26 protein-coding genes and 1 pseudogene are annotated in these 23637 nt (G+C 63.6%); 9 read left to right on the top strand and 18 right to left on the bottom strand.

Features of this window, described 5'->3' with window-relative positions; all coding sequences use genetic code 11:
* The first annotated feature begins 68 nt into the window (after positions 1-68).
* Both ACWGTO_RS03320 and ACWGTO_RS03315 read left to right on the top strand, forming a co-directional pair.
* The gene (locus tag ACWGTO_RS03320) at positions 69-2360 is read left to right on the top strand and encodes a response regulator (RefSeq protein WP_454573421.1); all 2292 of its coding nucleotides are present in this window, start codon (positions 69-71) and stop codon (positions 2358-2360) included.
* Between the two features lie 176 nt (positions 2361-2536).
* Positions 2537-3412: a GNAT family N-acetyltransferase gene (locus ACWGTO_RS03315; protein ID WP_210285015.1), complete on the top strand. Its 876-nt coding sequence runs from the start codon at positions 2537-2539 to the stop codon at positions 3410-3412.
* Between the two features lie 123 nt (positions 3413-3535).
* Here ACWGTO_RS03315 and ACWGTO_RS03310 read toward each other — a convergent pair whose 3' ends face one another.
* Entirely contained in the window at positions 3536-4168 is a 633-nt protein-coding gene (locus ACWGTO_RS03310; protein ID WP_454573420.1) for a trimeric intracellular cation channel family protein, read from the bottom strand.
* Between the two features lie 104 nt (positions 4169-4272).
* Entirely contained in the window at positions 4273-4902 is a 630-nt protein-coding gene (gene grpE, locus ACWGTO_RS03305) for a nucleotide exchange factor GrpE (protein WP_454573419.1), read from the bottom strand.
* A 239-nt stretch (positions 4903-5141) separates the two neighbouring features.
* Between grpE and ACWGTO_RS03300 the strand changes: the two genes are divergently transcribed.
* Both ACWGTO_RS03300 and ACWGTO_RS03295 read left to right on the top strand, forming a co-directional pair.
* Entirely contained in the window at positions 5142-5342 is a 201-nt protein-coding gene (locus ACWGTO_RS03300) for a hypothetical protein (protein WP_454573418.1), read from the top strand.
* A gap of 84 nt (positions 5343-5426) precedes the next feature.
* Entirely contained in the window at positions 5427-6449 is a 1023-nt protein-coding gene (locus tag ACWGTO_RS03295; RefSeq protein WP_454573417.1) for a fatty acid desaturase, read from the top strand.
* A 48-nt stretch (positions 6450-6497) separates the two neighbouring features.
* On the opposite strand, the gene ACWGTO_RS03290 is transcribed toward ACWGTO_RS03295, so the two are convergent.
* The 7 genes from ACWGTO_RS03290 to cysG all read right to left on the bottom strand — a co-directional run bounded on the left by ACWGTO_RS03290 (position 6498) and on the right by cysG (position 13863).
* Entirely contained in the window at positions 6498-7118 is a 621-nt protein-coding gene (locus tag ACWGTO_RS03290) for a DJ-1/PfpI family protein (protein WP_454573416.1), read from the bottom strand.
* Between the two features lie 194 nt (positions 7119-7312).
* Positions 7313-8917 (bottom strand): GMC family oxidoreductase, encoded by a 1605-nt coding sequence (locus ACWGTO_RS03285; protein ID WP_454573415.1) that lies wholly within the window; start codon positions 8915-8917, stop codon positions 7313-7315.
* A gap of 93 nt (positions 8918-9010) precedes the next feature.
* Positions 9011-9544 carry a DUF934 domain-containing protein gene (locus ACWGTO_RS03280; protein WP_454573414.1) on the bottom strand — a complete coding sequence of 178 codons (534 nt, stop codon included), beginning with the start codon at positions 9542-9544 and terminating at the stop codon, positions 9011-9013.
* Positions 9545-9665: 121 nt separating this feature from the next.
* Positions 9666-10430 (bottom strand): phosphoadenylyl-sulfate reductase, encoded by a 765-nt coding sequence (locus ACWGTO_RS03275; protein ID WP_454573413.1) that lies wholly within the window; start codon positions 10428-10430, stop codon positions 9666-9668.
* Complete coding sequence (locus ACWGTO_RS03270) at positions 10405-12075, bottom strand: nitrite/sulfite reductase (RefSeq protein ID WP_454573412.1); 1671 nt, start codon at positions 12073-12075, stop codon at positions 10405-10407. The genes ACWGTO_RS03275 and ACWGTO_RS03270 overlap by 26 nt, the downstream gene beginning before the upstream one ends.
* Positions 12076-12121: 46 nt before the next feature.
* A complete protein-coding gene (locus tag ACWGTO_RS03265) occupies positions 12122-12415 on the bottom strand; it encodes a DUF2849 domain-containing protein (protein WP_454573411.1) in 294 nt (97 codons plus the stop codon).
* Positions 12412-13863 (bottom strand): siroheme synthase CysG, encoded by a 1452-nt coding sequence (gene cysG / locus ACWGTO_RS03260; RefSeq protein WP_454573410.1) that lies wholly within the window; start codon positions 13861-13863, stop codon positions 12412-12414. The genes ACWGTO_RS03265 and cysG overlap by 4 nt, the downstream gene beginning before the upstream one ends.
* Between cysG and ACWGTO_RS03255 the strand changes: the two genes are divergently transcribed.
* The gene (locus ACWGTO_RS03255; protein ID WP_454573409.1) at positions 13862-14116 is read left to right on the top strand and encodes a hypothetical protein; all 255 of its coding nucleotides are present in this window, start codon (positions 13862-13864) and stop codon (positions 14114-14116) included. The two genes, cysG and ACWGTO_RS03255, sit on opposite strands and share 2 nt — an antisense overlap.
* A 165-nt stretch (positions 14117-14281) precedes the next feature.
* Positions 14282-14731, top strand: coding sequence for a baeRF12 domain-containing protein (locus ACWGTO_RS03250; protein ID WP_454573408.1), 450 nt, complete (start codon positions 14282-14284; stop codon positions 14729-14731).
* Here ACWGTO_RS03250 and ACWGTO_RS03245 read toward each other — a convergent pair.
* Positions 14712-14876, bottom strand: coding sequence for a hypothetical protein (locus tag ACWGTO_RS03245; RefSeq protein ID WP_454573513.1), 165 nt, complete (start codon positions 14874-14876; stop codon positions 14712-14714). The genes ACWGTO_RS03250 and ACWGTO_RS03245 overlap by 20 nt on opposite strands.
* Here ACWGTO_RS03245 and ACWGTO_RS03240 point away from each other — a divergent pair.
* Positions 14818-15106: pseudogene (locus ACWGTO_RS03240) on the top strand (hypothetical protein); the annotation flags it as partial. The gene ACWGTO_RS03245 and the pseudogene ACWGTO_RS03240 overlap by 59 nt on opposite strands.
* Here ACWGTO_RS03240 and ACWGTO_RS03235 read toward each other — a convergent pair.
* Positions 15027-15833 (bottom strand): AraC family transcriptional regulator, encoded by an 807-nt coding sequence (locus tag ACWGTO_RS03235; protein WP_454573407.1) that lies wholly within the window; start codon positions 15831-15833, stop codon positions 15027-15029. The pseudogene ACWGTO_RS03240 and the gene ACWGTO_RS03235 sit on opposite strands and share 80 nt — an antisense overlap.
* 98 nt (positions 15834-15931) lie before the next feature.
* On the opposite strand from ACWGTO_RS03235, the gene ACWGTO_RS03230 reads away from it, so the two are divergent.
* On the top strand, positions 15932-16852 hold the full coding sequence (locus ACWGTO_RS03230; RefSeq protein ID WP_454573406.1) for a zinc-binding dehydrogenase: 921 nt from the start codon (positions 15932-15934) through the stop codon (positions 16850-16852).
* Between the two features lie 20 nt (positions 16853-16872).
* Here ACWGTO_RS03230 and ACWGTO_RS03225 read toward each other — a convergent pair whose 3' ends face one another.
* From ACWGTO_RS03225 to ACWGTO_RS03195, 7 genes are all read right to left on the bottom strand, one after another.
* Positions 16873-17625, bottom strand: a complete 753-nt coding sequence (locus tag ACWGTO_RS03225) for an SDR family NAD(P)-dependent oxidoreductase (RefSeq protein WP_454573405.1) — start codon at positions 17623-17625, stop codon at positions 16873-16875.
* A gap of 63 nt (positions 17626-17688) precedes the next feature.
* Positions 17689-19980 (bottom strand): transglycosylase domain-containing protein, encoded by a 2292-nt coding sequence (locus ACWGTO_RS03220; RefSeq protein WP_454573404.1) that lies wholly within the window; start codon positions 19978-19980, stop codon positions 17689-17691.
* A 205-nt stretch (positions 19981-20185) separates the two neighbouring features.
* The gene (locus tag ACWGTO_RS03215) at positions 20186-20332 is read right to left on the bottom strand and encodes a hypothetical protein (protein WP_454573403.1); all 147 of its coding nucleotides are present in this window, start codon (positions 20330-20332) and stop codon (positions 20186-20188) included.
* An 83-nt stretch (positions 20333-20415) separates the two neighbouring features.
* Positions 20416-20670: a GlsB/YeaQ/YmgE family stress response membrane protein gene (locus tag ACWGTO_RS03210; protein ID WP_112397442.1), complete on the bottom strand. Its 255-nt coding sequence runs from the start codon at positions 20668-20670 to the stop codon at positions 20416-20418.
* Between the two features lie 107 nt (positions 20671-20777).
* Positions 20778-20984 (bottom strand): hypothetical protein, encoded by a 207-nt coding sequence (locus ACWGTO_RS03205; RefSeq protein WP_142868968.1) that lies wholly within the window; start codon positions 20982-20984, stop codon positions 20778-20780.
* Positions 20985-21111: 127 nt separating this feature from the next.
* Positions 21112-21732 carry a ribonuclease D gene (locus ACWGTO_RS03200; RefSeq protein ID WP_454573402.1) on the bottom strand — a complete coding sequence of 207 codons (621 nt, stop codon included), beginning with the start codon at positions 21730-21732 and terminating at the stop codon, positions 21112-21114.
* A gap of 80 nt (positions 21733-21812) precedes the next feature.
* Positions 21813-23198, bottom strand: coding sequence for a M20/M25/M40 family metallo-hydrolase (locus ACWGTO_RS03195; RefSeq protein WP_454573401.1), 1386 nt, complete (start codon positions 23196-23198; stop codon positions 21813-21815).
* On the opposite strand from ACWGTO_RS03195, the gene ACWGTO_RS03190 reads away from it, so the two are divergent.
* Positions 23191-23481 carry a hypothetical protein gene (locus ACWGTO_RS03190; protein ID WP_454573400.1) on the top strand — a complete coding sequence of 97 codons (291 nt, stop codon included), beginning with the start codon at positions 23191-23193 and terminating at the stop codon, positions 23479-23481. The genes ACWGTO_RS03195 and ACWGTO_RS03190 overlap by 8 nt on opposite strands.
* The last annotated feature ends 156 nt before the right edge of the window (positions 23482-23637 follow it).

Raw genomic sequence — 23637 nt, 5'->3', positions numbered from 1 at the left:
GCATGACCGCTAAAATTCGAACGATCCGCCGCGCTTTTCCATAATCTATGTCTGGCAAGGATTTCCGCATGATCGCGGAGTCCGCCAGGAAAGAGAAGAACCGTGCCGAGAGCGTCGCCGGGCCGAGCCCGGCGACGCCCAAGCGGCTGCTTGTTGCCCCACCACCGCTGGCGCCGGATTTTCCGCGCGCCACGCACGAGGGCCTGCTGTTCCTGACGGTCGTCGCCAGTGTCGCCCTGGCGGGCCTGTCCCACCTCAGCGGCGCGCCAATCTTCATCACGCTCGGCCTGCTGGCGATCGGGCTCGCCGGCGTCGCTATGCACCTGCGCAGCCGCCGCTCCGTTCATCGCGCGACGGCCTTGCTCGACGAAACCGCCGCCCGCAGCCGCGCCGAGATCGAGACGCTGGCCGACCGCATGTGGGAAATGCAGGAGAGCGAGGAGCGTTTTCGCGGCTTGATCGATGCGCTCGGCGATCTCGTCGTCCACCGCGACCGCGACGGCCACATCGTCTATGCCAATAAGGTTTTCGCCGGCCTCGTCGGAACCGATCAGCGCGACCTTGCCGGCAGGACGCTGGCTGACCTGGGCATCGATGTCGGTATCGTTCCCGACGCCGCCTTTTCAGATCACGAATGCCTGAGTTCCACCGACGTCTCCATCCGCACACCGAGCGGTCCGCGCTGGTTCTCTTGGATCGAACTGTCGGTGCGCGACAAGGACTCGGGCGCCGTTTCGCACCGGGCGATTGCCCGCGACATCACCGCCCGCAAACGCGCCGAATCCTCTCTGATTACCGCGCGCGAGCGTGCAGAATACGCCAGCCAGGCCAAGTCGCGCTTCCTCGCCACCGTCAGCCATGAGATTCGCACGCCGATGAACGGCATCATGGGCATGGCCAAGCTTCTGGCCGACACCAACCTGTCGCCCGAGCAGCGCACCTATGTCGGCGCCGTCTCGACCTCGGCCAGCGCCCTTTTGGCGCTCATCGAAGACCTGCTCGATTATTCCAAGATCGAGGCCGGCCGCTTCGACCCGGAGCCGCAGCCGACATCGCTGCGCGAGATTGCCGACAACATCATTGAACTGATGGCGGCGAAAGCCTTCGCCAAGAACATCGGCCTTGGCTGTCATGTCGAGCCCGACGTGCCGCAGATGATCATGGCCGATCCGGGACGAGTCAGGCAGGTGCTGCTCAACCTGATCGGCAATGCGATCAAGTTCACCGACACCGGCGGCGTGCTGGTTTCGGTTGCACGGGCCCGCACCGAGACCAGCGACCGCATCTGCTTCACCGTCGCCGACACCGGCCCTGGCCTGCGCGAAGAGGACATGGAGCGCATCTTCGAGGAATTCGAACAGTCCGACGGCACCTCGACCCGCACCCATGGCGGCGCCGGCCTCGGCCTTGCCATATCGAGACGACTGGTCACCGCCATGGGCGGCGCCATTTCGGTGTCGAGCCGGCTCGGCGAGGGATCGGAATTCGTCTTCGAGCTCCCGGCCACAGGGGCAACCGAAGCGCCGCAGAACCGGCAGAACATCCTTGCCGGCCGGCGTGCCGTGATCGTGTCGAAGAACGCCGTCGAGGCCGACGCCATCGCCCGCACCATCCGCGCCCATGGCGGCGCCGTCGAGGTCGCCGCGACCGCTTCCCAGGCGGCGCCCCTTACCGAACATTGCGACGCGCTGTTGATCGATGCCGCCATGGAAGACAGCGACGGCAGACTGCTCAAGCGCCTGCGCCAGGGCGGCTTTGCCGATTGCGAGGCGATCACGCTGATCGCGCCGACCGACCGCGGCATGCTTGGCGAATTCCGCGCCAGCGGCTACGCCACCTTCCTGGCAAGGCCGGTGCGCGGCGAAACGCTGCTGCGGGTGCTGCTGACCAGCCACGCTCCTGCTTTACCCCTGCCCAAGAAGCCGGAAAAAAGCGGCGCGTCGTCGCTTCGCGCCGCTGGCGCGCGCCAGCATGGCCTGTCGGTGCTGATCGCCGAAGACAACGACATCAACGCCATGCTGGCCCGCGCCACGCTTTTGAAGGCGGGCCACCGCGTGAAGGTGGTCGGCAACGGCAAGGCGGCCGTCGAGGCGATCACCGAAGCCGGGATGAAACACCGTTTCGACGTGGTACTGATGGATCTGCACATGCCGGTGATGGACGGGCTGGACGCAATCGCCGCCATCCGCCGCCACGAGGAAGAAATGGCCGTGCCACCGGTTCCGATCATGGTGCTTTCGGCCGACAGCCAGGAAAAGACACGCCACACAGTGCTCGCGCATGGGGCCAGCGGCTTCGTCACCAAGCCGCTGGACCCCGAGGCACTGGTCCATGCCGTCGAAGGCCAGGTGGCCGCCTGAGGCCGCCTGGGGATGCTCTCGGCCATCCCGTAAGGTAGCCGGTTGAGGGTTTTCGCCAGCCGACGAAGTATTGCCCGCAGCGGCGTATCACGGTACTGTCACAATCCTGTTGCACCTACACCGTATCCCCGTGCCAAGAGGGATGGCTCGAAGGAGAATCACTCGTGCATACAGTTATGCCGGAATGTGACACTCGGCCCAACGCAGGCGGCGCTTTGCTCGCCGCGCGTAACGCCGATGCCGTCGCAACAGGCGCACCGCTGGGCCGGATCGGCAATCTCGAAGTACGGCTTGCCCGCAACGAGGCCGAGATCGCTGCCGCACAGGAAGTGCGCTACCGGGTATTCTATGACGAGCTTGGCGCCAGAAAGGACCTGTTCCAGGCGCAGGACCGGCGCGACGCCGACCGTTTCGACCCGCTCTGCGACCATCTGCTGGTGCTGGACACCTCGATCTCAGGCCCCGAGCACCGCCGCATCGTCGGCACTTATCGGTTGCTGCGGCAAGAGATCGCCGCGACCGCCGGCGGCTTCTATTCCGAAGGCGAATTCGAGCTGACCAAGCTGATTGCCCGGCATCCCGGCCAGCGCTTCCTTGAGCTCGGCCGCTCCTGCGTCCTTAAGGAATACCGCTCCAAGCGCACCATCGAGGCGCTGTGGCAAGGCATCTGGGCCTACATCAAACACTATGAGATCGGCGTGATGACCGGCTGCGCCTCGTTCCACGGCACGGTGCCGGCGGCGCATGCCGAGGCGCTCACCTACCTTGCCCATCACTGCCGCACCAATTCGGCTTGGGATGTGCGGGCGGTCTCCGGACGCTATTGCTCGATGGACCTGATGCCGATCGAGGCGGTCAACGCCAAGGCAGCGATTGCGGCCATGCCGCCGCTGGTCAAGGGCTATCTGCGCGTCGGCGCCCGCATCGGCGACGGCTGCGTCATCGACCGCGAATTCTCCACCGTCGATGTGTTCGTGGTGATGCCGGTCAAGGAAATCGGCGCCCGCTACGTGAATTACTATGGCGGGGAAGCCCAGCGCTTTGCGGCGTGATATTTAGTGAGTAGGGATTAGTCAGTAGTGAGTAGGGGAAATCTCCCACCACGCTGCGGATTGTCGATCCCCTTCACTACTGCCTATTCCCTACTCTCTATTCCCTACTCACTATTCCCTCTCTCACGGAATATCCTCCGGCCGCCGCCCCGGGCGGCTCTTGTAGGACGGAAACGTCCAGCCGAACTTGAGCGCGCCGCCGCGCACCAGGAACGCCGCGACGAAACCGGCGATATCAGAGGCGAGCGGTGGCAGTCCGGCGAGGTCGCCAAGCGTGTAGAGGCCGGCACCCGCAAGCGCCGCCGTGACGTAGATTTCGGGCCTCAGCAGCACCGATGGCTCGCCCGCCAGCAGATCGCGCAGGATGCCGCCGAATGTGGCGGTCAGCACGCCCATAACGACGGATACGACCGGCGAGCCGGTAATCGCCAGCCCTTTGGCCGCGCCCATCACGGAAAAGGCTGCCAATCCGATGGCGTCGAGCCAGAGCAGCCATTTCCAGCGGGATTCGACGCGGTGGGCGATAAAGAAGACCAGCACCGCAACCACTGCGCAGACCAGCACATAGCCGGTATTGGCGACCCAAAAGACGGGCAGGTTGAGGATGACGTCGCGCAGCGTGCCGCCGCCGATGCCGGTGACGCTGGCCAGGAACAGGAAGCCGATAATGTCGAGCTGCTTGCGCGAGGCAGCAAGTGCCCCGGTCGCAGCAAAGACAGCGACGCCGGCGTAGTCGAGGAGGTCGATGGGATTCATGGGCTGGGCGAATAGTGAGTAACGAATAGTGAGTAGGGGAATAGCACGAAGCCGCAGATTAGTATCAGTCCCTACTCGCTACTCCCTATTCGCTACTCGCTCTCTCAAGCGTCCTTCTCAGCCTGCTCATTCACCGGGCCCGGCTCGACCGGCGCCTCGGCGGCCGCGATCTTGGGGCCGCCCTTGGCGACGCCGACCATGGCTGGCCGCAGCACCCGTTCGCCGATTGAATAGCCCGGCTGTACGACCTGGACCACGGTGTTGGCTGGCACGTCGGGATTGGGCACCTCGAACATCGCCTGGTGGAAATTCGGGTCGAACTTCTCGCCTTCCGGCTCGAGCTTCTTCACCCCATGCCGCTCCAGCGTCGACAGCATGGCGCGCTCGGTGATCTCGACACCGTCGATCAGCGCCTTGAAGCCGGCGTCGCCGGCTGCCTTGGCCTCGGCCGGGATGGCGTCCAGCGCACGGCGCAGATTGTCCGACACCGACAGCATGTCGCGGGCGAAATTGGCCACCGCATAGGCGCGCGCATCGTGCACGTCGCGCGCGGTGCGGCGGCGCAGATTCTCCATTTCGGCCGCGACGCGCAGCGCGCGGTCCTTCAGTTCCTCGTTTTCCTTCAGCAGCCGCACCAGCGCTTCATAGTCGCCGTCGACGCCGCCTTGCGCACGCTCGGCCTCGTTCGTTTCGATATCCTCGGGCGCGCGTTCGTCTTTTGCCTGGTCGCTCATCGCCGTTTCCCGTCATTCGAATGGTTTGGATTTGCGCTCGATATCGAGGTTTGGCGGTCAAAAATCAAGGGGCAAGCGATGCTTGGAACCGTTCGGAGGAATTGGCACGGATCGCAAATATCTTTCGAAATTAATTCAAATTTTACCGTGATCGCCGGCTTTGCTTGCCAATACCCCGCCATGGGGGAACCATTCCGTGGCCGGAGGAGTTTCGAAGCCAACACAGGATTTTTGGGTCAATGACAGGCAACAACGGCAACAGGAGCGAAGAGCTCGCCGCCGATATCAGGCGCCAGTTCGGCACCGAGGCAACGAAGCGCTTCCTGCGCAGCTTGCCGGCATTCAGTACCGAGGCCGACATTCCGGAGCATTTTCGGAACCTGCTCGACCGTCTGGACGGCATAGAAGCCAGCGTGGCAGGCGACCGACGCCGGCAATAGGGACGCAATCGCGCGACAATTACGCGCAGTAATTTTGCGTGAGCCATGCCTTGCGGCAGCGGCAAGCCACACCTATGCTTCCTGATGAACATGATTTCCCCCGAGACGGCGGCCAACAGCAAGCGCGCCTGGTTGAAGATTCTGGCGCGCTACAAGAAGCCCGACCGGCGGCGTAGCGCCCTCGAACTGGCCATCACCCTCATTCCTTTCGTCACGCTGTGGGCGCTCTCTTCGGCCGCCTATTCCTACGGCCACTGGTGGGGCCTGATCCTCATCCTTCCCGCCGCCGGCTTCCTGGTGCGGATCTTCATGATCCAGCACGATTGCGGCCACGGCTCCTTCTTCGCCAACCGCACCGCCGACGACTGGATCGGCCGAGCGCTCGGCGTGCTGACGCTGACGCCTTATGATTGCTGGCGGCGCGCCCATGCGACGCATCACGCCAGCGCCGGCAATCTCGACGAGCGCGGCATGGGCGATATCAGGACGCTGACGGTTGCCGAATACCGGCAGCTGTCATGGCGGGGACGCCTTGCCTATCGTCTTTACCGCCATCCGCTGGTGATGTTCGGCCTCGGGCCGATCTGGCTGTTCATCTTCGAGCAGCGGCTGCCGATCGGCATGATGCGCGGCGGCTTGACGCCCTGGGTATCGTCGATGACGACGAATCTCGCCATTGCGATTGCCGCGGCTCTGCTCATCTGGTGGATCGGTCCCGGCGCTTTCCTGGTTGTCCATCTGCCGATCGTTGTCCTCGCCGGTTCGGCCGGCATCTGGCTGTTCTACGTCCAGCACCAGTTCGAGGAGACGGAATGGGCGAACGACGAAGAGTGGGAGTTCCAGCGTGCCGCGCTGCACGGCTCGTCCTATTACGACCTGCCGCCGGTGCTGAACTGGTTCACCGGCAATATCGGCGTCCACCACGTCCACCATCTCTCGGCCAAGGTGCCGGGCTACAGGCTGCAGGAAGTGCTGCGCGACTATCCGGAACTGCGCAGCATTGGCCGCGTCACGCTGCTCGACAGCCTGCGCTGCGTCAAGCTGGCGCTGTGGGACGAGAAAAGCCGCAAGCTGATCTCGTTTCGCGAAGCGCGCGCCACCGCCTGAAATCATCCACCGCGCCAGAGGCGCGGCGGTATTTTCTCCGGAAGCTGCTTAAGCAGTCTTGCGCTCGTCGCGCATCAGCGCCTTGCCATCGCGGATCTCCGTGCCGAGCACCTTCAGGCATTCGCGCATGAAGGCGGCGAGGCCAGGCCAACCCTTGGCCGACACCAGATTGCCATCGACATGGGCGCCGGTCGGCGCGACATCGATGTAGATGCCTCCGGCCAACGTCACTTCCGGCTCGCAATATTGCAGCGCCGCGACTTCCCGGCCGCGCACCACGCCATCGACCGCGATCAGGATCTGCACGCCATGGCAGATGGTGAAGATCGGCTTGCCGGTCTCGTGGAAATGCCTGACCAGCGCCTGCACCCTTTTGTCGATGCGGATATATTCGGGACCGCGCCCGCCGGCGGCGTAGACGGCATCGTATTGCGCCGGGTCGACATCGGAAAACGTCTTGTTCAGGATGTAGTCGTGGCCGAGCTTTTCCGTATAGGTCTGGTGGCCTTCGAAATCGTGCAGCGAGGTCTTCAGTATGTCGCCGGCCTTCTTGTCGGGGCAGACGACGTGCACCGTATGGCCAACCGCATGCATGGCCTGTTCAAATACGAAAATCTCATACTCCTCGCTGAACTCGCCAACGAGCATCAATATCTTCTTGCCTGCCATGCCGGTTCCTCCCTTGCTGGCCAACATTTCGGATCGCGAAATAATGGCCTTATCCTAAGGGCAGGCTCGCGACAGGGAAAGACCAAATCGCACAATTGGTCTTACCAGATAAGACTTTTTCCCATCGGAATGCCGGCCTTCAAGACGCAGAGCAGGAGAAACATCAAACGTGGTCCGACCAATGACTTGAAAGGTCAGGCGGCCCTGATCATGTCGGCCGCCTTTTCCGCGATCATGATGGTCGGCGCGTTGGTGTTGCCGCCGATCAAGGCCGGCATGACCGAGGCATCGACAACGCGCAACCCCTGCAGACCGCGCACGTTGAGCTCGGGATCCACCACGGCCATGGCATCGACGCCCATCTTGCAGGTGCCGACAGGGTGATAGATCGTGTCGGCGCGCGCCCTGATATGACCCATCAGCTCGGCATCGCTGGAAACGCCGGCGGTGTAGATTTCCCTGTCGCGGTATTTCGCCAGCGCCGGCGCCTCCAATATGGCGCGCATCATCCTGGCACCCTTGAGCAGCAGGTCACCGTCCCTTTCGTCGGATAAAAAGCGAGGATCGATGCGCGGCGGCGCCAGCGGGTCCGGGCTCGACAGCCCGACCTCGCCGCGCGAATGCGGCCGAAGCACGCAGACATGGCAGGAGAACCCGTAGCCCAGATGCAGCTTGCGGCCGTGATCGTCGACGATGGCGATGCAGAAATGCAGCTGCAGATCGGGCCTGTCGATCGCCGGATCGGATTTGAGGAAGGCACCGGCTTCCGCATAGGGCGTGGCAATCATGCCAGTGCCGTTTCTGCGCCAGCGTGCCATATGCTTGAGCAGGCCAGGCAGACCGCGCAGGCCGATGCCCATCATGTCGGCACTCTTCGATGTCCAGGCCAGGATGAAATCGAGATGGTCCTGCAGGTTCTTGCCGACGCCGGGCAGCTCATGGGCGACGGCAATGCCCTGCGCGGCAAGCTCGTCCACAGGACCTATGCCGGATAGAAGCAGCAGTTGCGGCGAACCGAAGGCGCCGCCGCAAACGATGACCTCGCGCCTGGCTGTCGCAACCGCCTCGCTGTTGCCCTTGCGATAGCGGACGCCGGTGGCGCGCTTGCCGTCGAGCACAATGCCGGTGGCGTGCGCGCCGGTGATGATTGTGAGGTTCGGTCGGTTCATCGCCGGATGCAGATAGGCGGCGGCCGCCGAGCAGCGCTCGCCATTCCTGGCGCCACCCCAGAACTGCGTGACCTGATAGAGCCCCGCCCCTTCCTGTTCCGGTCCGTTGAAATCGTCGTTGCGGCGGATCTGGTTTTCACCGCAGGCCTCGACAAAGGCTCGGGCGATCGGGCGCGGCTCCTGCTGTTCGCCGACCCTGAGTGGTCCGTCGCCGCCATGCAGCGCATCCGCGCCGCGCTGGTTACCTTCGGCCCGCCGGAAATAGGGCAGCACCTCACCCCACGACCAGCCCTCGCAGCCGAGACCGGCCCATTCATCGTAGTCGCCGCGATGCCCTCGCGTGTAAAGCATAGCGTTGATGGCGCTGGAGCCGCCGAGCGCCTTGCCGCGCGGCTGGTAGCCCTTGCGGCCGCCGAGACCTTGCTGCGGCACCGTCTGCAATCCCCAATTGTTGATCTTTGGACGGCCCGGCAACAGCGCGATGACGCCTGCCGGCGCGCGGATGAGCAGGTTCCTGCCCTCGCCGCCGGCTTCGATCAGGCAGACGGTTTTCGAAGGATCTTCGGAGAGCCGTGCGGCAAGCGTGCAGCCGGCGGAGCCGCCGCCGGCGATGACATAGTCGAAGTCCATGTCTCCCTCCCTGGCCGGCGGATATTTCCGTCCGGGCAGCCAAGAGAAGGCCTGATTTCAGCCGATGTAAAGGCGGGTGGAACTACCGCTGCGTCAGCTGTCGCGAACGCGCCGCCAGGAGTATTTCGGTCCCTTCGGCTCCGACGCTTCAGTCGGCTGGTAGTAGAGCCCCAGCCCGCCGACGCGGCCTTCCTCAAGCCGCTTCAGCAGCACCGGGTTCGATATCTCGAACTCGTCGAAGCCGAGCCGCAGCATATGTGGCAGCTGGTCGACCAGCACCTGGCCCGTGGCGCGGACAGCGCCCTCGAAATGGTAGCGGCTGCGCAGCAACTCGCCCTTGGAAAACGAGCGGCCGTCGTTGAAGGCCGGAAAGGCAAGCGCCACCAGCGACAGCTGGTCGAGCAGATCAACGATCTTTTCCAGCTGGTCACCGGGCTGCAGCGCGACGCCAAGCCGCTCCTTGGCTGAACGCCGCACTTCGGCATCAAGGCCGAGAAATGCCTGCAGCGGCAGGATGAAGCGGCCATTGCCCGCCAGCGCCTCGGCGCTTTCGGCGTGGCTCCACTCGTCCTCGCGAAAACCCGTCTGGGTCCAGAGCCGGGTCTCCGGTGTCGTCGGTTCAGTCATAAGAAATTCCTAAAAAACCCCAAGAATCGAAAGTTCGCTGAAAGCCAGTCCATCCGAAACCGGCGGCCTCCGAGTGGAAGCCGCCGTTTGCAGGCCAGCCTCACCTGAATATCTACATAGCCTAAAGGGAAGCGTCGGTCAGCGACTTCTCCAAGCCCGACAGATGGATGCCGCACTCGGTCTTGGCATGACCGGCCCAGCGGCCGCTGCGCGCATCCTCGCCCGGCTGCACTGGCTGCGTGCACGGGAAGCAGCCGATCGACAGATAGCCATAAGCGACCAGCGGATTTTCGCGCAGCGCATGCGCGCGCATGTAGTCGGCCTGGTCCGAAGTCGTCCAATGCGCCAGCGGGTTGATGCGCACGCGCGGGCCAACCGCCTCGAACACGGGCAGTGCCGCCCGCGTCGACGCTTGGAAACGCTTGCGGCCGGTGAACCAGGCGCGGAACGGTGCGACGCCACGCGCCAGCGGCTCGACCTTGCGCACGTCGCAGCAGGCATCGGTGTTGCTCTGGTGCAGGTTGCCGGTCGGGTCGATCCGCTCAAGCGCTGCTTCCTCGGGCTTGATCACCCTGACGTTGGTCAGCCCGAAATCGGCGACGAGCGCGTCGCGGTAGCCGAGCGTCTCCTCGAAATGCTTGCCGGTGTCGAGGAAGATGACCGGCAGCGTGCGGTCGACCTTGGCGATCATGTGCAACAGCACCGCCGAATCCGCGCCGAAGGACGACACGGCGGCGATCTCGTCGTGAAACAACTCGCTCGCCGCACGTTCGATGATCTCGAGCGCGCTCAGATGGCCATACAGCGCATCGAACCCCGCCGCTTTCGCGGCGATGCTGTCGTCGACGTCGACGATACGGTCAAGCGGCCTTGGTTTCGCCAGCATAGAGCGCCTCCTTGAACGGCGCGGGACCGACACGGCGGTAGGCGTCGATAAAACGTTCACTGGGATTGAGCCGAAGGCCGAGATAGGTGTCGACGATCTGCTCGATGGCATCGGTGATCTCTTCCGAGGAAAAGCCGCGACCGATGATTTCGCCGACGGACGTGTTCTCGTCGGCCGAGCCGCCGAGCGTCACCTGATAGAGCTCGGAGCCCTTCTTCTCGACGCCGAGAATGCCGATATGGCCGACATGGTGATGGCCGCAGGCATTGATGCAGCCCGAGATCTTCAGCTTCAGTTCACCGATCTCACGCTGCCGCTCCAGCGAGGCGAAGCGAAGCGAGATCTCCTGGGCGATCGGGATCGAGCGCGCGGTCGCCAGCGCGCAATAATCGAGACCGGGGCAGGAAATGATGTCGCTGATCAGATTGGAATTGGCTGTCGCCAGGCCGATGTCGACTAGCGCGTCATAGACCACCTTGAGGTCGGCGCGCGCCACATGCGGCAGGATCAGGTTCTGCTCATGGCTGACGCGCAGCTCGTCGAAAGCGTATTTCTCGGCGATGTCGGCGACCGCTTCCATCTGGCTGTCGGTGGCGTCGCCCGGTACCTCGCCGATGCCCTTCAGCGAGATCGTCACTGCGGCATAGTCGGGATGGCGATGTGTCACAACGTTCTGGTCGAGCCAGTCCGAGAAGCTTTTGGAATCGAGTCGTGCGAGCTTGACCGCCGCGTCGCCTTCCGGCCGATCCACCAGCTGAGGCGGGGCGAAATAGGCATCGATGGCGCGAATGTCGGCGTCCGGCAGCTTCAGCTCGGCGTCCTTCAATTCCTGCCACTCGGCCTCGACCTGGCGGGTGATTTCTTCGACACCCGTCTCATGGACGAGGATCTTGATGCGCGCCTTGTACTTGTTGTCGCGGCGGCCGTAGAGGTTGTAAACGCGCAGGATCGCCGTGCAGTAGGATAGAAGGTCGGCTTCCGGCAGGAAGTCGCGGATCTTCTTCGCCACCATCGGTGTGCGGCCCTGGCCACCGCCGACATAGACGGCAAAGCCGAGCTCGCCTGTAGCGTTCTTCTTCAGATGGAGGCCGATATCATGCGTCTGGATGGCGGCGCGGTCGCGCTCGGCCCCGGTCACCGCAATCTTGAATTTTCTGGGCAGGAACGAGAATTCCGGATGCACCGACGACCACTGCCGAAGGATCTCGGCGTAGGGGCGCGGATCGGCGACTTCGTCGGCGGCCGCACCGGCGAAGTGATCGGCGGTGACATTGCGGATGCAATTGCCGCTGGTCTGGATGGCGTGCATTTCCACACTGGCCAGATCGGCCAGGATCGCAGGAATGTCCGACAGCGCCGGCCAGTTGAACTGGATGTTCTGGCGCGTGGTGAAGTGGCCGTAGCCCTTGTCGTATTTGCGCGCGATGTGGCCGAGCATGCGAAGCTGCGCGGCGTTCAGCGTGCCATAGGGAACCGCGATGCGCAGCATGTAGGCGTGCAGCTGCAGGTAGACGCCGTTCATCAGCCGAAGCGGCCGGAACTGCTCTTCGGTGATTTCGCCGGACAGCCGGCGCTCGACCTGGTCGCTGAACTCGGCGACGCGGGCCTGGACAAAATCGTGGTCGAACTCATCGTAACGGTACATGCTTCGTCTTTCAGGGCGCGTCCGCCCGTTTTACTCAAAATCCTGGCTATGCCGCCTGCTCGGCCTGCTTGCCCAGATCGTTGCGGATGGTCGGGCCGGCGGCGCGGATCTTTTCGCGCAGCCGCACCGGCTCGACGACGCCATCGACCACTTCCGCATCGATCAGGTTGACGTCGACCACTTCATTGTCGGCATAGGCCTTGGCGCCGATCGCTTCGAGCCGATCCTCGGCCGCCTTGTCATGGGCGAGGTCGGCGTGGTCCACTGTCTCGGCCCAGCCGCCATCGGCGTACCAGACGGCGATGCCGTCAGTGAGGCGGTTTGCGGTCAGTACCTTCATTGTTCGACCTCTGCGGCGGCCGTATTGGCGACGCCCTCATGACTATGTGCCGCGAGCGGCTCGGAACGTTCAAAGTTGGCGCCGGCGACCGCATCGCCGATGATGGTCATCACCGGGCCTGTCAGATCGGCGCGCGCTTCCAGCGACGGCAAATCGGCCAGCGTGCCATGGAAGCGGCGGCGGTTTTGCAGGCTGGCATTCTCGACCACCGCGACCGCCGTATCGGGCGACAGGCCGGCCTCGATCAGCCGTCCCGCAACCTCGGCGGCGACCGAGCGGCCCATATAGACGGCGACGGTGGCACCGGAGATGGCGAGCTTGGCCCAGTCCGGCAGCGAATTTCCTTTGAGATCATGGCCGGTGGTGAACACCATCGACGAAGAGACGCCGCGCAGCGTAAGCGGCAGTTCGAAATCGGCGGCGGCGGCGAAGGCGGCAGTGACGCCAGGGACGACATCATAGGCGATGCCGGCATCGCGCAGTGCCCCCATCTCCTCGCCGGCGCGGCCAAACACCAGCGGGTCGCCCGACTTCAGCCGCACGACGCGCTTGCCCTGCCCGCCGAGATCGACCAGCAGCGCATTGATCTCGGCTTGGCTCTTGGTGTGGCAGCCTTTGCGTTTTCCGACAGGCAGGCGTTCGGCGTCGCGGCGGCCCATGGCGACGATCGCCTCCGGCACCAGTGCGTCATAGATGATGACGTCGGCTTCCATCAAAAGCCGGTGCGCGCGCAGCGTCAAAAGATCTTCGGCGCCGGGGCCGGCGCCGACCAGGGCGATGTGGCCCGAAGCCGGTGCTTTCGACAGCAACAGATCGACGGCGGCGTCGTGCGCCTGCGAAAGCTCGCCGGCTTCGACGGCACGGGCCGGCGCGCCCTGGAAAAAGCTCCCCCAGAACTGGCGGCGGGCATTGCCTTTCGGCAGCAGCTTTTCGGCTGCACCGCGGAACGAAGCGGCAAGCGTTGCCAGAGGCCCGAGCGACGGCGACAGCATGCGATCGATGCGGCTGCGCAGCATCTGCGCCAGCACCGGGCCGGCGCCCTCGGTGCCGATGGCAATGGCGACCGGCGCGCGGTTGACCAGCGCAGGGGTGAAGAAATCGCAGAGCTCCGGCCGGTCGACGGCGTTGACCGGGATACCCAGCCGGCGTGCATCCTTAGCGACGCGACGGTCGAGCGCCTCGTCGCCGCTGGCGGCAAACACCATGACCGCGCCTTCGAGATGCGCGGCATCGTAGAGAGCGGCGATGTGGGTGGCGCCGGTCGCGGCAATGAAGGCCAGCAATTCGGCATCGGCCGTGTCAGTGATGATGCACAGTGTCGCGCTCGACTGCTCAAGCAGCCGCGCCTTGGCCAAGGCCTCGGCGCCGCCGCCAACGATGGCTACGGCTTCGCCTTCGACCCACATGAAGACGGGGAACGCGTTGAGCTTGGGATTGACCTGCGGCATGACGAACAGATTCCGGAACAAGGCGGCAGTTTTACGCGCGGGCGACAAAAAGCTGAAGGAACTCACTCGCGCATCCCCTGACAGGAGGCAATCGCTTTTCCGCAAGCCTGAAGGCCAAGAGAAAAATATTCCACATCCGCATATCAGGCGGATTCAAGCTGCTGCCGCAGGCCTTGTTCTGCGGCTCTTTTGTCCGGGAGCAGGCCAGGCCGCAAAATTGTTTTTTCTAAATTCTACCAATTTAGTAGATTAAGGCCGCCACCACGGACGCTGCTGCGATAGCCGGTTCGATCGGCCGATTTTAGGCTCGACGCGAGCCCGGCGAACGGAGTGGAACGTTCCGGTTCCGCCATGCGTTCTGATCCTGCCGACGCCGACGACAGTCGGCTGGATTTGAAACCTCAAGCAGGAGCACGCGATGAACAAAATCAACCTCAGACATGGCCTTCTGGTCATGGTGGCCGATGGCGAGAAAGCGCTGTTCCTGAAGAACGAAGGCGACAATCTCTATCCGAACCTGCAGCTCTTCCAGGAGATGAAGCAGGACAATCCGGCCACGCGCGAGCAAGGCAGCGACAGTCCCGGCCGCTACAATGACGGCCCTTCCGTGCATCGCAGCGCGGTCGAGGACACCGACTGGCACCGGCAGGGCAAGGAACGCTTCGCGCAAGAGATTGCGGATCGGCTCTACAAGTTCGCTCATCACGGCATCTTTAGCGATATGGTCCTGATCGCGCCGCCGCTTGTGCTCGGCACGATGCGCAAGAAATTACACAAGGAAGTCACCGACAAGGTGCAGGCCGAAATACCGAAGACATTGACCAACCGCCCGCTGATGGACATCGAGGCTATGCTTCAAGCGGCCTGAAAATTAACCGGATGACCATCCGGTACCAGTTCTCAGGCGCGCGCAGGTTTTGCTGCGCGCGCCTTTCGTTTTTCGGCATCGCACCTTTTTCGAGGCCGCAGGTCGTGCTCAGGGTCCGCGCCGCCAACCCCGGCATCAACGTCATCGCACGCGCCCATTCCGACGCCGAGGTCGCATCTCAAGGGGCTCGGCGCCGAGACCGTGATCATGGGCGAACGCGAAATCGCCCGCGGCATCGTTGAGGAAGTCATCGGCCATAAGCCACAGATGCCCGAGCCTTCGGCAGCGCAACCAGTCAGGCCACGAAGGCAGAGCCGCCATTCTGCGCGACGCTGGCGAGATACTTTGCCGGCGGCTTGCCAAGCGCCTTTTTGAACATGGTGATGAAGGCCGTCACCGATTCATAGCCGAGATCGCCCGAGACCTGCTGCACGCTGGCGCCGGCAGCAAGTTCCCGTATGGCGACGATCAAATGCAGTTGCTGGCGCCAGCGGCCGAAGCTCAGTCCGGTCTCCTTCACCACGAGACGGGCGAGGCTGCTTTCGCTGAGCGCGACGCAGCTGGCCCATTCCGCCAATGTGCTGCGATCGGCGGGATCTTGCGCCAGTGCTTCGGCGATCCGTCGCAAGCGCGGCTCGGCGGAAATCGGCAGATGCAGCTGCTGGACCGGCATATCAGGCAGTTCGGCAAGCAGAACGCTTCCCAGGAAAGCGCACCTGTCATCATCCGGTGCGCAGTCCGACAGCTCGATGATCAGCTCGCGCAACAGCGGTGAGATCGACAGCGTGCAGCATCGGTCCGGCAGATCGGCGGCTCCCGGCTCGATGTAGACGAAGAAAATCCGGGCATTGGCGGTGGCGATATTGCTGTGTTCCATGCCGCCGGGAATCCACACACCGCAATGCGGCGGCACCATCCATAGCCCGCTAGGGACGCGGCATGTGACGCCACCGCCTAGCGCGAAAACAAGTTGCCCTTTGCGATGCCAGTGGGCGGACACTTCTGCCTTGGTCTCGGGTACTTCAACGCGCACCGCAATCGCGGGCACGGAAAAGTCGTCCACATCGAAATCGAGCCAAGGGTAGCGGAGTGGTTGTTTCATGATTGACGGTTTTTAGCGACAAAATGCCATGATAGCTAAATTCTTCAATGGGGGAAGTCGCTAGCTTTGGGGTCCACAACCAGCAGGGAAGGTTCTCCATGCGCGCCCTCGTCATCTCTCCCGACAGCACCACCCGGCTCAGGCTCGCCGAGATCGACGAACCCCAGCCGCTCGCCAACGAGGCGCTTGTCCGCGTCCACGCAACCTCGCTGAATCGTGGCGAACTGCGCCTGCTCACTATACGCCCGGAAGGATGGATACCCGGCCAGGACGTGGTTGGAGTTGTCGAAAGGGCAGCTGCCGACGGCTCCGGGCCGGCCGTTGGCGCCCGGGTTGCCGCCTTGGTCGACGAGGCCGGATGGGCCGAACGTGTCGCCGTTCCGACCGACCGTCTCGCCGTCATCCCGGATGGGGTCAGCTTCGCCTCTGCCGCGACACTCCCGGTTGCGGGCACGACGGCGCTGCGGACGTTGCGCAATGGCGGCGACCTCGTCGGCCAGCAGGTCCTGATCACCGGCGCCAGCGGTGCGGTCGGCCGTTTCCAGATCCAGATCGCCCGCGAGCAAGGCGCCGCGGTGACCGCGATTGCCGCCGCCCGGCACAACGACGATCTTCGTCAGCTGGGAGCCGGGCAGGTCGTCGAGTCGATCGAGCGGGCTGAGGGGCCGTTTTCGCTGATCACCGAGTCGGTCGGCGGTGAAAGCCTCGCCCGCGCCATCGAACGCGTCGCACCGGGCGGCACCATCGTCATGTTCGGTTCAAGCAGCGGCGAACTGACGCCAATTGGCTTCAGACAGTTCGTTCCCGGCCACGAGGGTGCGCGGCTTCAGACCTTCGCTTACTACACGTCAGGTGCAGGCATTGGCGCTGATATCGCCTCCCTGCTCGCTCTGGTCGCGGCTGGCCGGCTGAAAACCCGCGTGTCCCTGACAGTTCCGTGGACGGATATCGGCCAAGCGCTAGACGCCCTGCGGCAGCGCAGCTTCAGCGGCAAGGCCGTTCTCACCATCGCCGGATGAGCAGTCCTTGGCCTGACCGTCTAGACGTGCTGGCCGCCATTGATGTGGATTTCCGAGCCCGTCACGTAAGACGCCTGGCCCGAGCACAGGAAGAAGATGATGTCGGCGACTTCCGCGGTCGTGCCGAGCCTTCTCAGCGGGATCGTCTCGACGATCTTGTCGGTCCCGGGCGACAGGATGGCGGTATCGATCTCGCCCGGCGCAATGGCGTTGACGCGGATACCGTGCGGGCCGAAATCATGCGCCATCTCGCGCGTCAGCGAACCGAGCGCTGCCTTCGATGTTGCATAGGCGGTACCGGCGAAAGGATGCACGCGGGTGCCGGCGATCGAGGTGACGTTGACGATCGAGCCCTTGGCCGCCGCCAACTCCTTGAACAAGCCGCGCGCCAGCATGATCGGCGCAAAGAAATTGATCTGGAACACGTCGCGCCAGACATGCATCGGCGTGTCGATCGAGTTCATCCGGCTGTTGCCGTCCTTGAGTTTGGGCGAGATGCCGGCATTGTTGACCAGTGCGTGCAGCTGCCCGCCATGAGCCTCCAGCCGGTGGCGGATCTCCGAGACGGCGATGCCGACATCTTCCTGGTCGGCAAGGTCGACCTTGATGTGGTCCTCCGGCCCGGCCGGCCACGGACAATCCTCGGCAAAGGCCTGGCGCGAGCAGGTGATGACCCGCCAGCCCTCACGCGAAAAGCGCTTGACGGTGGCATGCCCGATGCCGCGGCTGGCGCCGGTCAGCACGATGGTTTTTCTGGTATCGGTCTCGGTCATGTCGCGGTCTCCGGCCGGAGATGTAGCCGAAGGTAACCTTGCTGGCGAGAGGCTACTTGTCGCTCAGCCGCCGCCGAGAATATCCAGGATCGATGTCTTCCGCTTCTTCGTCGGGCCGCCGACGCTGCCGGGCGGTACCGGATGCTTGATCGAAGCTGTGGTGCCGCCGTCGCCGGGCATGTCGAAGCCGTCGGCATCGACGGTTTCGGCCGGGCGGCGGACAGCGCGGACTGGCGGCGCAGGAGCCTGGGCGGTCACGGGAGCCGCTGCGGCAGAAGCCGGAGCTGATTGGCCGACCGACGCCGGCGGGACCGGCGCTACTTGATTGTTGCCGGCTGAGGGTATGTCGTCGGGGACAATGGTGTCGGGCGGCGTCGATTTCCAGGTGCCGGGCAGCGGCCTGACCGGCACGCCTTCATGCGCGGCAACCATGAACTGGTGCCAGGCCTGTGCCGGCAGCGCGCCGCCGGTGACCTTCCTCATCGGCGTGCCGTCATCATTGCCGAACCAAACGCCGGTTGTCAGATTGGCGGTGTAGCCGACGAACCAGGCGTCGCGCGAGTTCTGGCTGGTGCCGGTCTTGCCGGCCGACGGCCAGGCAAAGGCGGCTTTCTTGGCGGTACCGATCTCGACCGTGCCGGTCATCATCGAGTTCATCATGCCGACAATGTCCTGCTTGACGACGCGCGGCGCGCTGCCGCCATTATCGTCGAACAGGACCTTGCCTTCGGCCGTGGTGATGCGGCGGATGAAATGGATGTCGGGCTTGTAGCCGCCATTGGCGAACGGCACGTAAGCCGAAGTCAGCTCCAGCGGCGTCACTTCCGAGGTTCCCAGCGCGATCGAGGTGTTGGCCGTCAGATCGGACTGAATGCCCATGCGGTGCGCCGCCTCGACCACCGCGTCGGGGCCTACCTCCATGGTCAGCTGTGCCGCGACCGAATTGAGCGATTTCGCCAAAGCAGTCGCCAGCGTCACCTTGCCGAAGTACTTGCCGCCGTAATTGTCCGGCGTCCACTTGCCGATCTTGATCGGCGCGTCGTTGCGCACACTGTCGGGCGTGCGGCCGGCCTCGAGCGCGGCCATATAAACGAACGGCTTGAACGCCGAGCCCGGCTGGCGGCGCGCCTCGGAGGCACGGTCGAACTGGCTGGTCGAATAGTCATAGCCGCCGACCATGGCGCGCACGGCACCCGAATTGTCGATCGACACCAGCGCGCCCTGGCTGACATTGAGCTTCTTGCCGCTGTCGTCGATCAGCCGGCGGATCGACTGTTCGGCGAGCTTCTGCAGGTTCAAATCGACGGTCGTGTCGACGACGATGTCGCTGCGCACGTCGCCGATCAGGTCGGGCAGTTCTTCCATGATGGTGTCGGCGACATAATTTTCCGAACCGGTCCAGTAGGACGGTGCGCGCGTCGCCGGCGCGCTCATTGCCGAGGCCAGTTCCTTGGCGCTGATCTTGCCTTCATCGCGCATGGCGGCCAGCACCAGCTGCGAGCGCTGCTCCGCCGCTTTCGGATCGCGCGCCGGCGACAGCCGCGACGGCGCTTTCAACAGGCCGGCGAGAAGCGCCGCCTCCGACAGCGTGACATCGCGCGCGCTCTTGCCGAAATAGCGGCGCGAGGCCGCCTCGACGCCATACGCGCCGGAGCCGAAATAGACCCGGTTGAGGTACATTTCGAGAATCTGGTCCTTGGTATGCTTGTGCTCCAGCCACAGCGACAGCAGCACTTCCTGCACCTTGCGCTCCAGCGTTCGGTCAGGCTTCAGGAACAGGTTCTTGGCCAGCTGCTGGGTCAGCGTCGAGCCGCCCTGCGAGAAATGCCCGCCGAGCACGTTGGTCACCATGGCGCGCGACAGGCCGATCGGATCGATGCCGAAATGCGAATAGAAGCGGCGATCCTCGATGGCGATGACGGCTTCGGGAATGTAGGGCGACATTTCGTGCAGGCCGACCGCCTCGCCGCCGCTCATGCCCCTGTTGGCGAGCAACTGCCCGTCGACCGAAACGATCTTGATGTTTGGGGCGCGGTCGGGGATCGACCAGGTCGTGGCCGCCGGCATCTTGGCGCCGTAATAGACGACGATGCCGGCAACCGCGATGCCGCCCCAGATGCAGAGCACGAAGCACCAGTAGAACATTCGGGCCAGCACGCCGAACAGGCCGCGCCGGCCTTTGCCGCGCCGGCCGCGCGAGGATGATTTTGCCTTGGAGCTTTTGCGCGCCGTGGAGGTTTTGCGATTGCCCGGCACGACGCGATCCTCCTCGTTCACCGAAAAACCGGCCGGAGATTTCGCCTTTGGCGATCCCTCGAAGCTGGGTTCGATGCGACTGTCTCTGCGGTTCGCCATGCGTTGCGCTGTTTTCCCGGTGCCAATGGCGCTCGGGTTGGAGAGTAGATGCGGCGGTTTAAGGGCGCGTTAAAGCAGGGTTTATGCACCCTTTTGAAATTCCTTAAGAATTTCTAAATCCGCTACCGCCCGCTGCTTCCCGCAAGGCGCTTGCGCACGGCCTGTCTTCCACAGAAGGTACGGGCCTGGGCAACCCCGTAATATTTCAATTCTGCTGGATCGAAATGCCCTTGTCATCGATCTTGAGTTCGACGCCCTTCGGCTTGGTCTGCTCGTGATAGACATAGATGCCGAGCGCGATGACCACGACCACGAGCGCGCCAATGACGAGATAGAGGGTATTCTGTTTCATGGCGCGCTCCGTTTGGAGCAATTCCAGGAAAAGCGCCTGGCGCTTCCGCCCAAGGAATTGCGTGAAATAGGAAAGTCCGAGCGTCACGCTCGCTTCAGCACCTTGACCAGCACCAGCAGGATGACGGCGCCGATCGTGGCGTTGATGATGGCAGCCAGAATGCCGCCGCCGATGGCAAAGCCAAGCCTTGGGAAAAGCCAGCCGGCGATGAAGGCACCGATGATGCCGACGACGATGTTGCCGATCAGGCCGAACCCGAAGCCCGAGACGATGAGGCCGGCGAGCCAGCCGGCAATGGCGCCGATGATGATGAAGATGAGAAGGCTTTCGATGCCCATGACGCGTTCCTCCAGGATGAGAGGCAGCAGCGGAGCGGAAGGCCCCGAATCGGCCTCGTTATCAACGGCTTGAGGCTATGCGAAAGCGGCTCACCCCGCCAGCGCGCTCATTGGTCGTCGTCATCATCGCTGGAGGCAGGCCGCCAGCTGGTCGGGTCGACCTTCTTCTGGGTATCGCTGTCGGTGTAGACCCACCAGGCGCCGTCGCGGTACTGCCCGACGGATTCGCTGACGACACCGGCGCCGTCCTTCCACAGGACAGTGACCTTGGACCCGTCCGTCGGGGCGGTCGCTATCGGCTTGCGGTCTGCCATGTCATCCCTCATCGAGCAATTCCAGAAAAAGTGTGCAGCGGTTTTTCGTCCGGAATTGCGCAGAACAATTTGAGTCGACAGAAACGCCACGGCGCGTGTCTGGTTCCAAACGGGTCACGAGGACGGCTCAGCTATGGGCAAAAATATCCTCTTCGTCCCAGCCCATCAGATCGAGCTTTGCACGCGTCGGCAGGAAGCGGAAGCAGGCGTCGGCCTCCTTGGTCCTTCCGTCCCGCGCCAACCGCCCCGCCAGCACATCGCGCAGACGGTGCAGGTAGAGTACGTCGGAAGCGGCATATTCGAGCTGTTCGGGTGACAGGGTCTCGGCCGCCCAGTCCGACGATTGCTGCGCTTTCGACAGGCCGACGCCGAGCAGCTCGAAGCAGATGTCCTTCAACCCGTGCCGGTCGGTATAGGTGCGGGTCAGCCGCGAGGCGATCTTGGTGCAGAACACCGGCTCCGGCATGACGCCGAAGGCGTTGTAGAGCACCGCGAGGTCGAAACGGCCGTAGTGGAACAGTTTGGTTATGCCGCGATTCCTGAGCAGGCTGACCAGGTTCGGCGCCTTCTTCTGGCCGGGCGCAATCTGGATCACGTCGGCGGAGCCGTCGCCCGGCGAGATCTGCACCACGCAGAGCCGGTCGCGATGCGGGTTCAGCCCCAGCGTCTCGGTGTCGATCGCCACTGCATCGACATTGTAGCGGGACAGGTCGGGCAGATCGTTCTTATGGAAGCGGATGTCGCTCATCATTTTCTCCGGATCGCGGTTTTACGGCCGTCCTCGCCGCGATCCGCTGAAAAATCAACCAGAAACTGGCTTTCCGTCGCTCAGCGCGTCAGCGCATCGAGAATCCGCGCCCAGGAGCGCTGCCCCTTGTGGAAGGAGGTCAGCTCGTATTTCTCGTTCGGCGAGTGGATGCGGTCGTCGTCGAGGCCGAAGCCGACCAGCAGCGATTCCATGCCGAGATAGGTCTGGAAGTCGCCCACCACCGGAATCGAGCCGCCGCTGCCTGTCGTCACCGCCGGTTTCGGCCATTCATCCGACAGCGCAGTCTTGGCCTTGGCCAGGAACGGCGAGTCGTAGGAAAGCTGGATCGCCGGCGAGCCCCCATGCGGGTGGAACTCGACCGAACAGTCCGCGGGAATGCGCTCCCTGACGAATTTCTGGAACGCGGCGCGGATCCTTTCGGGATTCTGCTTGTGGACCAGACGGAAGGAGATCTTTGCCGACGCCTCCGCTGCGATCACCGTCTTGAAGCCTTTGCCGGTATAGCCGCCGATGACGCCGTTGAACTCGGCCGTCGGCCGCGCCCAGGTCAGCTCCAGCACAGAGCGGCCCTTTTCACCCGAGGGGATCGACAGGCCGATAGGCCCGAGGAAGGTCTCGGCGGTCTCGCCGAGCGTCTCCCATGATTTCAGGATCTGCGACGGCGTCTCCTCGACCCCGTCATAGAAGCCGGGGATGGTGATGTGGCCGTTCTCGTCATGGATGTCGGCCAGGATTTTCGCCAGGATGCGGATCGGGTTGGCGGCAGCACCGCCATAAAGGCCGGAATGCAGGTCGCGATCGGCCGCCTTCACGGTGATCTCCTCGCCCACCATTCCGCGCAAGGAAACGCAGATCGACGGCGTCTCGCGGTCCCACATGCCGGTATCGCAGACCAGCGCGAAATCGGCCTTCAGTTCTTCGGCATTGGCCTTCAGGAACGGTATCAGCGACGGCGAGCCGGATTCCTCCTCGCCCTCGAACAGGATGGTGATGCGGCAGGGCAGATTGCCATGCACCTGTTTCCAGGCACGGCAGGCCTCGACGAAGGTCATCAACTGCCCCTTGTCGTCGGCCGAGCCGCGGCCGGTGATCACCTTGTGGCCGGGCTCGACCTCCTTGACCGCCGGCGCGAACGGGTCGCTCTCCCAAAGCTCGATCGGGTCGATCGGCTGCACGTCGTAGTGGCCGTAAAACAGCACATGCGGCGAACCGGCCGGCCCTTCATGATGCGCCACCACCATCGGATGTCCTGGCGTGTCGCGCACCGAAGCATCGAAGCCGATCAGCTTGAGCTCCGCCACCAGCCACTCCGCGGCCTTGCGGCAGTCGGTGGCGTAGTCGGAATCGGTGGAGATCGACTTGATGCGGAGCAGACCGAACAGGCGCTCCAGGCTCTGGTCGAGATTTGCGTCGAGACGATCGAGCACAGGGGAAATCGTGGACATTATTGCGAGCCTTTCTTTTCGGTGCCGGGACCGTAAAGGCAGCGCATCAAAACGAAAAGCCCGTGATCACTGCATCGGCCGGAAAATCGAATTCGATTTTCCGAAAAGCTCGATGCAGCAGATTCAAAGTTTTAGAGCGTCCTTTGTGCGTCCAATAGGACGCACGGCGCTCTATTGGACCACGCAATTGTTTGCTGAGGGCAAAAAAGAGCCGCCGTGGTGGAGGGGGAACCACGGCGGCCTTTTACTCGAAACGATGCGGCAGCCCGGAGAGGGGGGATAGGCTGCCGCAATTGTCCGGGATAGGCGGGGGACGGGCCTTGCTCCGGACTCGGCGAAAACTGCCGATGACTTATATTTGTGTCTTCGAACGTGGCGTTTCAAGGGCAAGAAAATTACACTTTTGTAACATGGCCGTGAGCGCCCCGGGGCATCCGGC

This window comes from Mesorhizobium sp. PL10, assembly GCF_053714315.1.
Note: the sequence above shows the minus strand (reverse complement) of the source record. Positions and strands in the feature narration are given on the sequence as shown.

Excerpts from the sequence above, each read along its gene's own strand:
- ACWGTO_RS03320 (WP_454573421.1), top strand. The coding sequence starts at position 69 with ATGATCGCGGAGTCCGCCAGGAAAGAGAAGAACCGTGCCGAGAGCGTC.
- ACWGTO_RS03315 (WP_210285015.1), top strand. The coding sequence starts at position 2,537 with ATGCCGGAATGTGACACTCGGCCCAACGCAGGCGGCGCTTTGCTCGCC.
- ACWGTO_RS03310 (WP_454573420.1), bottom strand. The coding sequence starts at position 4,168 with ATGAATCCCATCGACCTCCTCGACTACGCCGGCGTCGCTGTCTTTGCT.
- grpE (WP_454573419.1), bottom strand. The coding sequence starts at position 4,902 with ATGAGCGACCAGGCAAAAGACGAACGCGCGCCCGAGGATATCGAAACG.
- ACWGTO_RS03300 (WP_454573418.1), top strand. The coding sequence starts at position 5,142 with ATGACAGGCAACAACGGCAACAGGAGCGAAGAGCTCGCCGCCGATATC.
- ACWGTO_RS03295 (WP_454573417.1), top strand. The coding sequence starts at position 5,427 with ATGAACATGATTTCCCCCGAGACGGCGGCCAACAGCAAGCGCGCCTGG.
- ACWGTO_RS03290 (WP_454573416.1), bottom strand. The coding sequence starts at position 7,118 with ATGGCAGGCAAGAAGATATTGATGCTCGTTGGCGAGTTCAGCGAGGAG.
- ACWGTO_RS03285 (WP_454573415.1), bottom strand. The coding sequence starts at position 8,917 with ATGGACTTCGACTATGTCATCGCCGGCGGCGGCTCCGCCGGCTGCACG.
- ACWGTO_RS03280 (WP_454573414.1), bottom strand. The coding sequence starts at position 9,544 with ATGACTGAACCGACGACACCGGAGACCCGGCTCTGGACCCAGACGGGT.
- ACWGTO_RS03275 (WP_454573413.1), bottom strand. The coding sequence starts at position 10,430 with ATGCTGGCGAAACCAAGGCCGCTTGACCGTATCGTCGACGTCGACGAC.
- ACWGTO_RS03270 (WP_454573412.1), bottom strand. The coding sequence starts at position 12,075 with ATGTACCGTTACGATGAGTTCGACCACGATTTTGTCCAGGCCCGCGTC.
- ACWGTO_RS03265 (WP_454573411.1), bottom strand. The coding sequence starts at position 12,415 with ATGAAGGTACTGACCGCAAACCGCCTCACTGACGGCATCGCCGTCTGG.
- ACWGTO_RS03255 (WP_454573409.1), top strand. The coding sequence starts at position 13,862 with ATGACGAACAGATTCCGGAACAAGGCGGCAGTTTTACGCGCGGGCGAC.
- cysG (WP_454573410.1), bottom strand. The coding sequence starts at position 13,863 with ATGCCGCAGGTCAATCCCAAGCTCAACGCGTTCCCCGTCTTCATGTGG.
- ACWGTO_RS03250 (WP_454573408.1), top strand. The coding sequence starts at position 14,282 with ATGAACAAAATCAACCTCAGACATGGCCTTCTGGTCATGGTGGCCGAT.
- ACWGTO_RS03245 (WP_454573513.1), bottom strand. The coding sequence starts at position 14,876 with ATGACGTTGATGCCGGGGTTGGCGGCGCGGACCCTGAGCACGACCTGC.
- ACWGTO_RS03235 (WP_454573407.1), bottom strand. The coding sequence starts at position 15,833 with ATGAAACAACCACTCCGCTACCCTTGGCTCGATTTCGATGTGGACGAC.
- ACWGTO_RS03230 (WP_454573406.1), top strand. The coding sequence starts at position 15,932 with ATGCGCGCCCTCGTCATCTCTCCCGACAGCACCACCCGGCTCAGGCTC.
- ACWGTO_RS03225 (WP_454573405.1), bottom strand. The coding sequence starts at position 17,625 with ATGACCGAGACCGATACCAGAAAAACCATCGTGCTGACCGGCGCCAGC.
- ACWGTO_RS03220 (WP_454573404.1), bottom strand. The coding sequence starts at position 19,980 with ATGGCGAACCGCAGAGACAGTCGCATCGAACCCAGCTTCGAGGGATCG.
- ACWGTO_RS03215 (WP_454573403.1), bottom strand. The coding sequence starts at position 20,332 with ATGAAACAGAATACCCTCTATCTCGTCATTGGCGCGCTCGTGGTCGTG.
- ACWGTO_RS03210 (WP_112397442.1), bottom strand. The coding sequence starts at position 20,670 with ATGGGCATCGAAAGCCTTCTCATCTTCATCATCATCGGCGCCATTGCC.
- ACWGTO_RS03205 (WP_142868968.1), bottom strand. The coding sequence starts at position 20,984 with ATGGCAGACCGCAAGCCGATAGCGACCGCCCCGACGGACGGGTCCAAG.
- ACWGTO_RS03200 (WP_454573402.1), bottom strand. The coding sequence starts at position 21,732 with ATGAGCGACATCCGCTTCCATAAGAACGATCTGCCCGACCTGTCCCGC.
- ACWGTO_RS03195 (WP_454573401.1), bottom strand. The coding sequence starts at position 23,198 with ATGTCCACGATTTCCCCTGTGCTCGATCGTCTCGACGCAAATCTCGAC.